The following is a 14,814-nucleotide window of genomic DNA, read 5'->3' as shown; positions in this document are numbered from 1 at the left end:
TAAAAAATAAAAATTAACGTTGACGTTTGTCGCTTTGTTCAGTTTTCAAAGTTCAACCGCCGCTCTTAAGCGACTTTTTAATCTTACCAGTTTATCTCTTTCTTGTCAACAACTTTTTTAAGAAGTTTTTTCAAGTTTTTGATAAATTTAGTATCGCTCATCAGCGACGTATATAAATTTACCACGGATATTTTAAAGCGTCAATAGATTTTTTAAAATAAATCGTGTTTTTTTAGAAAAACCTTTTATCCAGACTATAAAATCATGTGTCAGGGCATCTATACGTCATAACCATACCGTATCAGATACCCTTTCTCTCTCTATCATTTCGCCACATAGTGTCTATGGTACAAACTCTTTCCTTTGGTTTCTACTTTTTTTACCATAATGATATCTTTTTCAATTAAAAACTCAAGGAGTATTCCTAAGTCAATAGCATAAGGGCGTATTTCGGGATGATGAACAAGTTCATTAAACGTCCATTCCTGCTTTTCACTTTTCATAATATGAACAAGATGCTTCGCACCCAATTCAGTTTTTTTATTGACTAGAAATTCACTTGCTAAGAAAAGCAGCTCCAAACGCTTGCTAACCTCTTCTTGGCTAATAATTAGCTCTTCGTAAAGACGATGAATTTCAGGTTCTATTTTTTTCACTTGGTTCCACACTGTCACTTCTGGGTGAAATCCATTTTCCAACACAGACAGTCGTGCTAAATGATGAAGAGCATGAATGACATGATTGAATGCATCTAAATAATGATTAGACGCATAAAAGTCTTTTCCTTCTTTAAATCGGCGAATCAACTTAGCAAACTCGACACCTATTCTCTTTGTCCGATCTTCTCTAGGGAAATCAATTAAGCGTTTCTTTAAGTTTTCCATATATTCGTTTCGATCAAATAGCACTTTACCATTTAAGATCCAATCAATAATACGGCGGTTCGTCCCATTCATAATCCATTCACTCATTTGCTGTTCAGAAGCCATATAAAGTGCAGCACGCTCATTTTCATATTCGTATTGTTTAATAAAAAGAGAAGTTTCTGTGGTTTTGGTCACAATAAATAAGATAGCATCCAAATTATCCGTCACTGGAGATTCTGATTTCTTTTTTTCAATCAGTAAAATACCGAGTGTGTCTTTATTGCTAGCTCTTTCTTGATATATTGGCCGTAAAACATCTTCCATTTTGAGCTCTCCTAACTGTAATAGACAAATATTTTTCAAAATTTTAAAGGCTATGGACTAAGATTTCTTTTTTTATTATATACGATGTATAACGGATATCCCACTCAGAATTATGGAAATCATTCAGAAAGCTCAAAAACTACGGATAATTTTCCGAAGATTCAATTTTTATTACTATTCACTGTCTCACTCTATGATATATTGGTAATAGGGGGGATACTGATGGGGATAAAGTATTCAAATAAAATTAACAAGATTCGCACGTTTGCACTCAGCCTGATCTTTGTTGGTTTCATTGTTATGTATGGGGGAATTTTCTTTCGGTCTTCAGTCTGGCTAATGACTATTTTTATGCTTTTAGGTTTACTGTGCATCGTAGCTAGTACCGGCGTTTATTTCTGGATTGGCATGCTTTCTACAAAAGCAGTTCAAGTAACCTGCCCTACATGTCAAAAGCAAACCAAAATGCTAGGGCGCGTAGATATGTGTATGTATTGCAACGAGCCGCTTACGCTTGACCGGTCTCTTGAAGGAAAACAATTCGATGAAAAGTATAATAGAAAAAAACAAAAAGAAAGCTGATAGTATCACTACTATCAGCTTATTAATGCGCTTTTTTAGCCGTACAATCAGGACACGTTCCGTAAATTTCCATTCGGTGGTGACTAATATCAAAGTCAGTAATATGAGCAGCCAGCTTTTCTACTTCGTCTAAACCAGGATAATGAAAATCCACAATTTTTCCGCAGCTTTCGCAAATCACATGGTAATGCTCTGTTGTAACATAATCAAACCGGCTTGATGCATCACCGTATGTTAGTTCCTTTACAATACCTACTTCGCGAAATACTCTTAAATTATTGTAAACGGTTGCTACACTCATATTTGGAAACTTACCTTCCAGCGCTTTATAAATATCATCTGCTGTTGGGTGTGTCATAGAATTGATTAAATACTCTAAAATAGCATGACGTTGTGGTGTAATACGAACGCCAGTACCTTTTAACGTTTCAAGGGCTTCTTGTAAATAATTTGACACGTCATGCACCCCTCTTCTATAAGTATTATTACTTTATAATTCTTATAATTAGTCTACATGTTTTACCCACGTTTTGTCAACTTGATGCCTATTCCTATTTTATGTAATAAGTAGAAATTATTCATATATGTTATGCAAAAAAAGAAGTGTGGAAATCAATCCACACTTTTAAATATATTAACATCTGAGGAGGTATGCCCTACACTGATATTGTATGTTCAAAGACTAAAACTGCTCTAGTTATCTGCCTGTTTTTATGCCATTTTTTCTTTAATAAATGATAAAGCTTCTTCCACATGCCCTTTTACTCGAACCTTGCGATACTCTTTTACGAGCGTTCCTTCTTTATCAATGATAAAAGTGGAGCGTTCAATGCCCATATATTCTTTTCCAAAGTTTTTTTTCAGTTTCCATACCCCATACTCTTCAGCTACGCTGTGACCTTCGTCAGCTAAAAGCAAGAATGGAAGACCGTGCTTATCAATAAACTTATGGTGTTTGTCGATTGGATCGGGGCTCACTCCTAGAATCACCGCATCTAGCTCTTCAAAATTTTCATGCTGATCTCTGAAATCACAAGCTTCCGTTGTACAGCCTGGCGTCATATCTTTCGGATAAAAATACAGCACAACGTTTTTTCCTTTCATCGAAGCGAGTGATACTTGCTCTCCATTTGTAGACATTAATACAAAATCGGGTGCTTTTTCTCCAACTACAGCTGTCATATTTATCTGCTCCTTTACGCTTTTCATTTTCTTTGAATAGCGTACCCAATATTAGATAAGATGACAAGTTTAAGTGCGGGTAACAGTTCGCATCACAAAGATTGCAGGCATAATGTAGCCGATAAACGCTTCAAAAGTTGCAAATAATTTCCCAATTCCAACCGGATACATATCTCCGTATCCTACTGAAAATAACGTCGCTGCGCTGAAATACATGCTGTTAAACAGCGTATAAAAGTAATGACCTTCATGTTCAAACCCTCCGCTTAACACTGGAATACTTCCCATCTCACACACTGTATAAATAAGGCTAAACCCCAATAAAACTGTGATATATGAATAAAACAAGACAAAGAAATGACCAATTGAGAAAAAATGAAATTCTCCAAGTTCTTTTTCAAAAAGAAACTTCATACTACCGATTACAAAAACAATGATAACGAGGATTAGAAAAATAACCATCATTCTACTCCTTTAATTTATACTCTACTACCACTATACGCGCATCCTTGTCCATTCATTACTACTCAGAAGCCACGAAAAAGAGCAGGCATTTAATTGCCTGCTCCTCTGTATTTTTTGACACCTGTATTCCATAAGAAAATAGAGATTACAAAAAAGACGATTCCCATCACCGGAGTTAAAAATGCATATCCGTACCATTCTGACCTTCCTAAGAAATAAGCAGCTGGATATACGCCTACAAATGCAAAAGGAAGAATCCACGTTAAAACATATCGGATGACATTGTTATAAATATCTACAGGATACCTTCCGTAGTTTCCAATATTATAAATAGTAGGCATAATAGAGGTTCTGGCATCCGACCAGAAGCCTATGCTTGCTAAGGCGATGAAAATTCCTGCGTATACAAGCGCTCCTCCTAAAATAAACAATAGAAAAATAAAAACATCATACCACTGGAAATGAAGGTGTAAAGAAGACGCAGCGTAAGCCATTACGGCAATCCCTGTGATACCACCAAACAATGATTCCAGTTCCATCCGCTCTAAAATAACTTGAAACAAACTGTGAATCGGCCGCGTTAAAATTCGGTCCATTTCACCTTTGACAATGTAGCGCTCGTTGAAATCCCAAATGTTAAAGAAAGACGAAAAAATAGCAAAAGGGACCAAAAAGAAACCATAAATAAAGATAATTTCCTCTCGTGACCATCCGTGCAGCGACTGAGTATGTCCAAATACAACTAAAATAAAAATCAAATTAACTGTTTGAAACAATAAGTCTGAAATGATTTCAACTACCATATCGGTGCGATACTGAAGCCTTGTTTTCATATATTGACTAATATACTGAAAGAAAATCGAAAAATAAAACATTTTCATAGACTACCCTCCTTGAATAACCATTTTTTTCTTCGCTATGTTCCACAAACACGCAATAGGAATAAATAGAAGCCCTGACCAAACTGCTTGTGTAATAAGAGCATTTATTACTTCCTGCCCTTTAAATCCATTTGTGAAAATCATGCTCGGAATATAACTAATGGCCTGAAAAGGGAAATAGCTCATAATATGTTGCGCCCATAAAGGATAGAAACTGATGGGCAGAAGAAGTCCTGAAAACAAATCAATAACAACGCGCTTCGCTCGAATGAGTCCGTCATTGTTAAAGAGAAAGAAAGTAGTAATACCCGTTAATAAATTAATTTGTGTATTAATAATGAAACTAAAAATTAAAGACAGTCCAAAATAAAGCCATGTTGCGGCATTGGCTGAGAACTGTACTGGAAATAAAAACGCGACAATAATCATACCGGGCACTGAGAAAAACAGCAGCCGAAAAATCCCTTCTCCCAGTCCTTGCATTGTTTTCATACCAAGGTAGCTATAAGGCTTAATTAACTCTACTGCCACCTTGCCATCTTTAATTTCCATTGCCATTTCACGGTCAATGTTATTAAAATAAAAGGCTCTTGCCATCCATGAAACGGCTACATACGTTGTCATTTGGGTAATAGATAACCCTTGAATATTCTCTTTTCCTCCATAAATAGCGGACCATAAAAAGTAGTAAGCACCAATATTAATCGCATAAATCAATATTCCGCTGTAATAATTCGTCCGATACGCCAGCATCATTAAAAAGCGAATGCGTATCATCTCTATATATTTATCCATTCACAACACCTTCTTCATAAATGTTGCGGATGATTTCTTCCGTTGAAATTTCTTCAATGTTAATATCACTGATTTCGTGCTTTGCCACCACTTTAGCAATCAGCTGTGACAGTAAGTCTCCTTTATTTTGAAGCTGCGCTGTCCACAAATATTTTTGATCACCTTCAATCCAGTTAACAGGCATCCCTTGCGTCAATAGCTTCAACTGTTCTTGATTTGGAGCTGTTCCAAATTCAAACGTAACTTGTTTAAGGTCTCCCCAATTCGAACGCAGCTTTTGCAGTGATCCGTCATAAATAATACTGCCTTCATCCAGCATTACAACGCGTTCACATAAAGCTTCAATATCTGCTAAATCATGTGTCGTAAGCAAAATTGTCGTATTATACTTTTCATTAATTTCTTTTAAAAATTGGCGGATTTTTAATTTAACTAGTACATCTAAACCGATCGTCGGTTCATCTAGAAATAGAAGCGGCGGATTATGAATAAGAGCAGCAGCCAGCTCACAGCGCATTCTTTGACCTAGAGAAAGCTTTCGCACCGGCTTATCTAGAAGCGGTCCAATATCTAAAGTTTGAATAACGTGCTCCATATGAGCGTTATAATCTTCATCTGACACTTTGTATACTTTTTTTAACAAGCGGAAAGATTCTTGTACGGCAATATCCCACCACAGCTGAGAGCGTTGACCAAAAACAACTCCAATCGTTTGGGCAAACTTCTCCCTTTCTTTATGAGGGTTCATTCCATTTACGGTAATCTCGCCTGAAGTAGGAGTTAAGATTCCTGTCAGCATTTTGATTGTTGTCGATTTCCCCGCTCCGTTTTCTCCTATATAACCTACCATTTCCCCTTGTTTTACGGTAAACGAAATATCGTTCACAGCTTTCATGACTCTATAATTACGGGTAAATAAATCCCGGAATGCCCCTTTAAGGCCAGAGCGGCTAGAATAAGCTTTAAATTCTTTCCGAAGTTGATTCACCTCAATAGCATTTTTCATCGTATTCCCTCCGTTACGTCGACGTATTAGTGGTTTCTTTTATTGTTTCCGGCGCCCTTGCTAGCAACTCCTCCAAGAAACGAGGAACTATTTTCTAGCAGTTAGCTCACAAATTTCTATCATACACGTTCTCGAATGTTTTTCAAGAAACAAATAAGTTTGATAGAATAAAGAAGTTGAACTTTTCATTAGGAGGCATAACATGCAATTTACAAAATCAGAACAATTACACGCTGAAGCGCTCGAACATATTGTAGGCGGCGTTAACAGCCCTTCACGTTCATATAAAGCCGTAGGAGGCGGAGCACCTGTTGCAATGGAAAAGGCAAGCGGAGCTTATTTCTGGGACGTCGATGGAAATAAATATATTGACTATTTAGCAGCTTACGGCCCTATTATTACAGGACACGCTCATCCTCATATCACGAAAGCTATTACAAAAGCAGCTGAAACTGGTGTTCTTTACGGTACGCCGACTGCTCATGAAGTCACATTTGCTAAAATGCTCAAAGAAGCGATGCCCGCATTAGATAAAGTGCGCTTCGTCAACTCTGGAACAGAAGCAGTTATGACAACAATCCGTGTAGCACGCGCTTATACTGGACGCGATAAAATCATTAAATTTGCAGGTTGCTATCACGGCCATTCCGACCTTGTATTGGTAGCAGCTGGATCTGGCCCTTCTACGCTCGGAACTCCTGACTCTGCAGGTGTACCAAAAAGTATCGCTAATGAAGTCATCACAGTTCCTTTTAACGATATTGAGCCTTACAAGGAAGCATTAGAAAAATGGGGCGATCAAATTGCAGCTGTTTTAGTAGAACCAATCGTTGGAAACTTCGGAATTGTTGAGCCAGAACCTGGCTTTTTAGAACAAGTTAACGAATTAACTCACGAAGCTGGAGCACTTGTTATTTATGATGAAGTTATTACAGCATTTCGCTTTATGTACGGCGGAGCTCAAGATTTACTTGGTGTAAAACCTGATCTGACTGCATTTGGAAAAATCATCGGCGGAGGTCTTCCAATCGGAGCCTACGGCGGTAAAAAAGAAATCATGGAAAAAGTGGCGCCGCTTGGACCGGCTTATCAAGCAGGTACAATGGCAGGAAACCCAGCGTCTATTCTTTCTGGGATTGCTTGCCTGGAAGTACTAAAGCAAGAAGGTGTTTATGAACAGCTAGATAAGCTAGGGGCGATGCTCGAAGAAGGTATTTTAAAACATGCTCGTACATATAACATGCCTATTACGATCAATCGATTAAAAGGCGCTCTTACTCTCTACTTTACAACAGAAACGGTTAAAAACTATGAACAAGCAGAAAATACAGACGGCGAATTATTCGCACGCTTCTTTAAACTAATGCTCCACCAAGGCGTCAACTTAGCTCCTTCGAAATATGAAGCATGGTTCCTTACTACAGCTCATACAGAAAAAGATATTACCGACACTTTAGAAGCTGTAGAAAAAGCATTTAAACAGTTAAGTGAAGAACGCTAATTTTTACTCTAAAGCACTCGTTTGAAAATGAGTGCTTTTTTATCTTGCCTTTGGGTTTCCTTATAGAACATTCCCACCTTTCATAACCATTTCTTACGCGTCATCTCCTTTTTGTCATCCTGTCGAAAAATCCCGAGAAATACCCTTATTTTTCTGCTTGTTTTCTCTTGATATCCATTCTTAAACCTTGTATAGTATGTTATTGTTTATATTATTTCCAACAGGTTATGTAATAAAGAAGGATTGATTTTTGCAATTTATCATTTGTTTTGGGGAACATTCTTCATAACGAAAAAACTTTTTTACAGAAAGGAACTACGAACGCACATGAAACTTGGTGCCCGCATCTTAAAAACGGGAATTGCCATTACACTTTCATTGTTATTAGGTGAATTTCTAAGTTTACCATCTCCAATATTTGCGGCAATTGCGGCAGTTTTTGCAATTCAACCGTCTATTTACAGATCTTATTTAACGATATTGGAGCAAATACAGGCGAATGTGATTGGAGCTGCTTCTGCAGTTTGTTTTGGACTTATTTTTGGTACCCATCCCATCATTATTGGTTTTACCGCTGTTGTTGTCATTGCAGTCAACTTAAAATTACGTATTAATAATACAATTGGGCTTGCGCTTGTGACAGTAATTGCAATCATGGAAAATCCAGGAGATAATTTCGTTGAATATGCACTTATACGCTTTGGTACAGTGTTACTTGGGGTATTCTCAGCATTTATTGTCAATCTTATTTTTATTCCGCCAAAGTATGAAACAAGATTGTATTATAAAATTGTAAGCACAACGGAAGAAATTATTAAATGGATTCGCATGAATCTTTATCACGCATCTGAGCACACATTGTTAAAAGAAGACATTGAAAAAATGAAAGACAATGTGGCTAAAATGAATCAAATCTTTGATTTTTACAAAGAAGAACGCACTTATTCAACCAAAAAACGTTTTGTTAAGTCACGCAAGCTCGTTTTATTTCGTCAAATGATTACCGTAACAACACGAGCTCTTACAACCTTGAAACTACTTCACCGAGTGGAAAATGATCTTCAAGTCATGCCACAGCAATTTCAAGATTTAATCAAATCTGAAGTTGAGTGCCTGTTAATGTATCATGAGCAAGTATTATTAAAATTCATTGGGAAATTACGCGTACAGCCAACCACTACTGTACCAAACGAAGCCTGCGTTGGAAAACGAGCTTTAATCGATAAATTTATGCAGTACAAAATATACGATAATGATGAAGAGAATAAGGTTATTTATCATATCTTCCCTTTAATTTCTGTCATCATTGAGTATAGTGAAGAGTTAGAGCATCTTGATAAGCTGATTGATACGTTCCAAAACTATCACAAAGATGCTAACTCATTTGATATTAATCATCAGCGACAAGAAGATTAAAAACACCACCTATTGTTAGACAATAGGTGGTGTTTTTAAATTGTATCAAGCTGCTGAACGTTAAAGAGCTGATAGTAATGACCTTTTTTCTTAATTAACTCCTCATGAGAACCTCGTTCGACTACTCTTCCATTTTCTAAAAGTACAATTTCATCAACATGAGTAATTGTAGATAAACGATGGGCTACAATGAAAGTCGTACGGTCTTTTGCTAGTTCAGCTAATGCTTCTTGAATATAGTGCTCACTTTCCAAATCTAGAGCTGAAGTGGCTTCATCAAAAATAAGAATAGCTGGATTTTTTAAAAATACGCGCGAAATGGAAATACGCTGCTTTTGTCCCCCTGATAGCTTCATTCCCCGCTCTCCCACTTTTGTATCATATCCTTCGGGCAAATTCATAATAAAATCGTGGGCATTTGCGGCTTTTGCCGCAGCAATTACTTCTTCATCTGTCGCTCCTGGCTTTCCAAGCAGTATATTGTTTTTAACCGTGTCACTAAACAACACCGTATCCTGCAGGACGATTCCAATCTTATCTCGCAGGCTGCGTACTTTATAGGTTTTGATATCAATGTCATCAATGAGAATTTTCCCCTCTGTCACATCATAAAAGCGCGGAATTAAGCTGATAAGCGTGGATTTCCCTCCTCCGCTCATTCCAACAAACGCAACGGATTTTCCTTTTTCTACATCTAAATTAATATCATGAATCACAGGTTTTTCTTCTTCTTCATAAGCAAATGAAACGTGCTCAAACTGCACCTTTCCATGAAGCTCAGTACATTCTTTTGCATCTTTCTTGTCTGTAATATCGTATTCTTCATCAATGAACTCAAACACCCGGTCCATAGATGCAACAGACTGCGTGAGCGTAGTCGATGAATTGACCAAGCGGCGAAGCGGATTATACAAGCGGTCAATATAGGCCACAAATGCTACCATCGTTCCTACGCTAAGACTTTCTGTGATGACTTGATATCCAGCAAATGTAATCACGATTAAAGGTGCCAAATCGGTAATGGTGTTCACTACTGCAAATGTTTTGGCATTCCAATTCGTATGATTGATTGCTTTTTGTAGAAAATTTGAATTTTGCTTATCAAATTGTTTCTGCTCATGAGGCTCAATAGCAAAGCTGCGAATAACAGAGATTCCTTGAACCCTTTCATGCAAGTGACCCTGTACTTCCGCTAAAGCCTGCGAACGGACTCGCGTTAAATGGCGCAGACGACTGTAAAAATATTTTACAGAGAACGCATAAACGGGCAGCAAAATAATCGATACCAGTGTTAAAGGTACATTCATCGTAAACATAATCACAATGGCTATTACAATCGTCATCATATCAAGCCATACGTTCATTAAGCCTGTGATAACAAAGTTTTTTGTTTGCTCTACATCATTAATGACTCGTGAAATCACTTCACCCGCTCGCGTGTTTGCATAGTAACGCAAGCTAAGCTTTTGAATATGGCTAAACAGCTGATCCCGAATATCATATAATACTTTGCTCGATACCCACTGAGCATAATACTGCCTGTAATATTCAATGGGAGGTCTTAACACTAAAAATATAACAAACGAAATCCCCATAATCGTCACCATTTTATGAACTTTTTCAGAGGAAGACATGCCATGTCCATTTACGATATCGTCCAAAACATATTTCAAAAGCAGCGGAATTAATAAAGGAATAGCAAATTTAATAATACCAATTAAGACAGTGCCGACAATTTGCCATTTGTATGGCTGTACAAACTTCATGTAGCGTCTTATACTTCCCATAAAATCTCCCCTTTCTATCTATGAGGGCAAGCTTCCTTAGTATATGTACACGCGTCGATTTTTTAGTGCTTTTATCTCTTCTAAAAGATGGCGACCATAACGCCAAAAAGAACATTATATCAAACAGTCAGCTTTAGACGGCCTAACATAATGTTCTCTAGCTCATTCATCAAGAATGCCGATATGTTAAAAAACGTTCATACCAAATGTCAATGAAATCTGGAGCAAACGGGCCTTTTCGCTGTCGAATCCAACCTTTTAACTCCTCGACGTGATTATGTAAAATACGGTCAATCACTTCTGGATAATTCATTTCTTTTCGATGCTTCTCATATTCATCTTCATCAAGAAGGGTGTATGTCATATCTGGATAGACTTTAATATCTAAATCATAATCAATATATTTGAGCGCTTCATTGTCATCATAAATGAACGGCGAACTGATATTGCAGTAATAATAAATTCCATCTTCACGGATCATCCCAATGACGTTAAACCACTGCTGAGCATGAAAATAACAAATTGCCGGCTCTCTTGTGACCCATGTTCGTCCATCTGATTCTGTAACGACTGTACGATCATTTCCTCCAATCACTAAGTTATTGGTTGCTTTTAATACGGTTGTCCGATCCCACACGCGATGAATATGTCCATTATGCTTGTAGCTGTGTATTTGAATTGTTTCTCCTTCCACCGGAATTCCCATCTCCAATACCTACTTTCATTTTAGCACTTAAAAAAATTCATATAACGTCTCCATTTGTCTTATGTTTATTATAACGGTTTCTCTCTCATTTTAACACAAATGTGCTAACCTTCTTGAGTTCAAAAAAGTCACTCCCCCTACTTTTCCTTTGCTTAGCAGCCTTAAAAAAGAGAGGAAGTGACACATCAATGTTCATTAAGCAAGTGTAGAGCAAGCCCCTTCACTTTTATATGTACGAATAATGTCTTCGGTTTGTGCTTCAAACGTCAATTGAATCTCTTTTAATTTTAGCTTCATTTCACTAATTTCATCTTGCACAGAATGAAGTTTTGCTTCTTCATGAAGTTTTACTAGTTCACCTTCGATTTCCTGACAGCGCTCAATCTCAGACTGCAAAAACAGAAGTTGATCCATGGTCTCCAATTGTTGAGTCACTAGCTGATCAAATTTTTTCATACGATAGCTCCTCCCTATTTGCTTTAACCATACACGCGGCACTTCTGTTAACATTCTGTTTAGGTGAGACAGATTCCTTTGACGAGTTGTGTAAAGTTTCAAGAAGTTTTGTCATACTTTGTTGCTTTTTATATAAGAAAAAGCGAACTTAACATCGCCGTTTGAAAGACGTTAAGTTCGCTTTTGATATTAACCTTGGTATTTACCAGCGTTTTGGTTTTTCTTTGCTTCAGCTTGTGCGTTTTGTTGTCTCACTTCTTGAGCACTTGTTTCGCTAGCAAATTCAGTACCGAAGTTGTTTTTAGATGCTTGAGCATTTTGGCTTTTGTTTGCCGCTGCTTGTGCATTTTGTTGCTTCACTTCTTGTACATTTGTTTCGCTACCAAATTCAGTACCGAAGTTGTTTTTAGATGCTTGAGCATTTTGGTTTTTCACGTGTTGTGTGCTTGTACCAGATGCTGTTTTGTTAGTTTGTTTTGCCATTGTAATCACCTCCACGAAAATTAATATGCCCGGGAGGTAAATAGGGTATGCAAACTTTTTTCAGTATTTTAAAGCGCAAGCACAAAATACATTTACCTTACATTAAAAGTGAACGCCCTCCGTCAATAATAAGCGTTTGACCGCAAATCATATTTGCTTGATCGGAGACTAAGAACATCACTGCATCTACCATGTCTTTTGGCTCCACCATACGACCAGCTGGAGTATGTTTGCGCGCATCATCTAACAGTTCATCACGATTTGGGAAGTGCTTTAATGCTTCTGTATCCACAGCACCTCCAGATACAGCATTTACCACAATATTTTTTGGAGCAAGCTCCACTGCTAAATAGCGGGTCAATGCTTCTACAGCAGCTTTTGACACGCCTACTGTTGTATAATTTTCCAAATAGCGAATAGAACCGAGCGAACTGATGGTAACAATCTTTCCTCCGCCTACTTTTTCCATACGTTTAGCCGCTTCTTGTGCACAGAATAAATATCCTTTGCTATTGATGTCCATTGTCCAATTCCAGTGAGTTTCTTCTAATTCCATAATAGGACGTAAAACTCCTGAAGCTGCATTACTTACAAATACGTCTAAGCGACCGAATGCGTCATCAATTTGCTCAAACATTTCTTTAATTTTTTCTACTTTTCCTACGTTTGCTTTAACAACTAATGCTTCTCTGCCTAATGCTTTGATTTCTTCCGCTACTTCCTGCGCTGCACTTTTGCTTCGTGCATAGTTTAATACAATATCGTATCCTTCTTTAGCAAGACGTAAAGCAATCTCTTTACCAATACCTCTGCTGCTTCCCGTAACTAGTGCTACCTTTTGTGACATGATGTCATCTCCCTTATGTATCATATTATCTTTACATTGTACTGATTTTATCGCATAAGAAACAAGTAATATAGGGAAAATAGATAAAACTTGATAAAATGAACGAGGTGAATAGAATGTATGTAGGTAGAGACATGACGGCTCTTTCAATGATTTCTAAAAGCGAGTGGAAAGACAGCGAGCTTGCGTTTTTCCATCACTCTTTACAGCAAATGACGCCGTATTTAAATGCTGAAGGACAAAGTATTCATCAGCAAATTATTAAAGAAATTGAAGCACGAGGCGGGTTACAGCGCCACGAAGCAGATTATACACACGGCACGCACGTATCATATGATTAAATAAAAAGAAGCGCGGAGTTTATCCACGCTTCTTTTATTTAACAAGCAAATATTCTTTTAAGATTTTTTGATGGGAAACCGGAAATGCATATTGTTCTAAGTCTTTTTCAGAAACTACTTTCAAATTTTTTAATGCACTGATATCACTTGCAAGCTCTGCTTCATATACTGTGATGTTCCAGACGATATGAGAAAACACGTGCTGAATTGTGGTAAAAGGCGCATGGATTTTAATATCAGCTCCGTACTCATTTTGAATAAACGCCTGAAGCTGCTGATGATCTGGCGCTATACTAAGATCTACTTCTATATTTGGAAATTCCCATAGATTAGCTAAAAGTCCTTTGCTTGGACGCTTATGAATTAGATAATTTCCTTCACCGTCTTTAATCACCGCTGCAGCAAGCTGAAGAGCACGCGGCGCTTTTTTCTTTGATTTAACGGGAAGCTCATTCTGCACTCCTTCTTCAAAAGCGCGGCAGTGTTCGCGAACTGGACATAACAAACAGGAAGGAGAAGTTGGTGTACAGACAATGGCACCAAGTTCCATCATACCTTGATTGAAATAGGAAGGGTTATCTGTTGAAATAATTTCATGCACGATTTCTTCAAACAACTTTCTTGTTTTCGGTTTTGCAATATCATCCCAAACGGATAAAATGCGCGATAGCACACGCATGACATTTCCATCTACAGCAGGCTGCGGCACTCCGTATGCAATACTTAAAATGGCCCCTGTTGTATAAGGACCCACTCCTTTTAGTTTGGAGATTTCTGCTGGCGTATTTGGAACTTCTCCCCCGTATTGTTCGTGAACTTCTCGAACCGCAGTTTGCAAATTACGGGCACGGGAATAATAGCCTAATCCTTCCCACGCTTTTAACACATCATCTTCATTCGCATAAGCTAAGTCTTTGATAGTGGGAAATTTGCTAATAAAATTATTAAAATAAGGAATGACCGTATCTACTCTCGTTTGTTGAAGCATAATTTCAGATACCCACACCTTATAAGGGTCCTGATCTTGACGCCAAGGTAAAATGCGCTGTTCCTGCTCAAACCAAGAGATTAAGTCATTTTGAAATGCTTGAATATCAAAATTTTGTACAATATCTTTACTTTGTTTCACGTCATAGCCTCCGAGGTATTAACTATACATATACAATGTGTTGCTTT

General features: G+C 37.5%; 17 protein-coding genes. 4 read left to right on the top strand and 13 right to left on the bottom strand.

The window, feature by feature from the left end:
* Positions 1-323: 323 nt before the first annotated feature.
* A complete protein-coding gene (locus tag ACRPLQ_RS23650) occupies positions 324-1,190 on the bottom strand; it encodes a nucleotidyltransferase-like protein (RefSeq protein ID WP_013055174.1) in 867 nt (288 codons plus the stop codon).
* A gap of 222 nt (positions 1,191-1,412) precedes the next feature.
* Here ACRPLQ_RS23650 and ACRPLQ_RS23645 point away from each other — a divergent pair, with 222 nt between their 5' ends.
* A complete protein-coding gene (locus ACRPLQ_RS23645) occupies positions 1,413-1,772 on the top strand; it encodes a YgzB family protein (protein WP_014461817.1) in 360 nt (119 codons plus the stop codon).
* Positions 1,773-1,794: 22 nt separating this feature from the next.
* Here ACRPLQ_RS23645 and perR read toward each other — a convergent pair whose 3' ends face one another.
* From perR to ACRPLQ_RS23615, 6 genes are all read right to left on the bottom strand, one after another.
* Positions 1,795-2,229 (bottom strand): peroxide-responsive transcriptional repressor PerR, encoded by a 435-nt coding sequence (gene perR, locus ACRPLQ_RS23640; protein ID WP_165635406.1) that lies wholly within the window; start codon positions 2,227-2,229, stop codon positions 1,795-1,797.
* A gap of 254 nt (positions 2,230-2,483) precedes the next feature.
* Positions 2,484-2,954 (bottom strand): thioredoxin-dependent thiol peroxidase, encoded by a 471-nt coding sequence (bcp, locus tag ACRPLQ_RS23635; protein WP_165635407.1) that lies wholly within the window; start codon positions 2,952-2,954, stop codon positions 2,484-2,486.
* A gap of 69 nt (positions 2,955-3,023) precedes the next feature.
* On the bottom strand, positions 3,024-3,416 hold the full coding sequence (locus tag ACRPLQ_RS23630; protein WP_013081554.1) for an ion channel: 393 nt from the start codon (positions 3,414-3,416) through the stop codon (positions 3,024-3,026).
* Between the two features lie 92 nt (positions 3,417-3,508).
* Positions 3,509-4,294, bottom strand: a complete 786-nt coding sequence (locus ACRPLQ_RS23625) for an ABC transporter permease (RefSeq protein ID WP_013055169.1) — start codon at positions 4,292-4,294, stop codon at positions 3,509-3,511.
* A gap of 9 nt (positions 4,295-4,303) precedes the next feature.
* The gene (locus ACRPLQ_RS23620; RefSeq protein ID WP_013055168.1) at positions 4,304-5,095 is read right to left on the bottom strand and encodes an ABC transporter permease; all 792 of its coding nucleotides are present in this window, start codon (positions 5,093-5,095) and stop codon (positions 4,304-4,306) included.
* Positions 5,088-6,101, bottom strand: coding sequence for an ATP-binding cassette domain-containing protein (locus ACRPLQ_RS23615; RefSeq protein WP_165635408.1), 1,014 nt, complete (start codon positions 6,099-6,101; stop codon positions 5,088-5,090). Before ACRPLQ_RS23615 ends, ACRPLQ_RS23620 begins: the two co-directional genes overlap by 8 nt.
* Positions 6,102-6,303: 202 nt before the next feature.
* Here ACRPLQ_RS23615 and ACRPLQ_RS23610 point away from each other — a divergent pair, with 202 nt between their 5' ends.
* Positions 6,304-7,602, top strand: a complete 1,299-nt coding sequence (locus tag ACRPLQ_RS23610) for a glutamate-1-semialdehyde 2,1-aminomutase (RefSeq protein ID WP_028412426.1) — start codon at positions 6,304-6,306, stop codon at positions 7,600-7,602.
* A gap of 327 nt (positions 7,603-7,929) precedes the next feature.
* On the top strand, positions 7,930-9,018 hold the full coding sequence (locus tag ACRPLQ_RS23605) for an FUSC family protein (protein ID WP_013081550.1): 1,089 nt from the start codon (positions 7,930-7,932) through the stop codon (positions 9,016-9,018).
* A gap of 35 nt (positions 9,019-9,053) precedes the next feature.
* On the opposite strand, the gene ACRPLQ_RS23600 is transcribed toward ACRPLQ_RS23605, so the two are convergent.
* The 5 genes from ACRPLQ_RS23600 to fabL form a co-directional block, all read right to left on the bottom strand.
* Complete coding sequence (locus ACRPLQ_RS23600; protein WP_013081549.1) at positions 9,054-10,805, bottom strand: ABC transporter ATP-binding protein; 1,752 nt, start codon at positions 10,803-10,805, stop codon at positions 9,054-9,056.
* A gap of 169 nt (positions 10,806-10,974) precedes the next feature.
* Positions 10,975-11,511, bottom strand: coding sequence for a nucleoside tri-diphosphate phosphatase (gene ntdP / locus ACRPLQ_RS23595; protein ID WP_013055163.1), 537 nt, complete (start codon positions 11,509-11,511; stop codon positions 10,975-10,977).
* Between the two features lie 195 nt (positions 11,512-11,706).
* Positions 11,707-11,967 carry a YgaB family protein gene (locus tag ACRPLQ_RS23590; RefSeq protein ID WP_014461824.1) on the bottom strand — a complete coding sequence of 87 codons (261 nt, stop codon included), beginning with the start codon at positions 11,965-11,967 and terminating at the stop codon, positions 11,707-11,709.
* A 189-nt stretch (positions 11,968-12,156) separates the two neighbouring features.
* Complete coding sequence (locus ACRPLQ_RS23585; protein ID WP_028412428.1) at positions 12,157-12,450, bottom strand: gamma-type small acid-soluble spore protein; 294 nt, start codon at positions 12,448-12,450, stop codon at positions 12,157-12,159.
* Between the two features lie 97 nt (positions 12,451-12,547).
* Entirely contained in the window at positions 12,548-13,297 is a 750-nt protein-coding gene (gene fabL / locus ACRPLQ_RS23580; protein WP_028412429.1) for an enoyl-[acyl-carrier-protein] reductase FabL, read from the bottom strand.
* Positions 13,298-13,413: 116 nt separating this feature from the next.
* Here fabL and ACRPLQ_RS23575 point away from each other — a divergent pair, with 116 nt between their 5' ends.
* A complete protein-coding gene (locus ACRPLQ_RS23575; RefSeq protein WP_014461827.1) occupies positions 13,414-13,638 on the top strand; it encodes a hypothetical protein in 225 nt (74 codons plus the stop codon).
* Between the two features lie 34 nt (positions 13,639-13,672).
* On the opposite strand, the gene mutY is transcribed toward ACRPLQ_RS23575, so the two are convergent.
* A complete protein-coding gene (gene mutY, locus ACRPLQ_RS23570; RefSeq protein WP_028412430.1) occupies positions 13,673-14,767 on the bottom strand; it encodes an A/G-specific adenine glycosylase in 1,095 nt (364 codons plus the stop codon).
* Positions 14,768-14,814 lie beyond the last annotated feature (47 nt).

The sequence above is a fragment of the Priestia sp. TRN 1309 genome, from assembly GCF_050846875.1.
Taxonomy (GTDB): Bacteria; Bacillota; Bacilli; order Bacillales; family Bacillaceae_H; genus Priestia; species Priestia zanthoxyli.
Note: the sequence above shows the minus strand (reverse complement) of the source record. Positions and strands in the feature narration are given on the sequence as shown.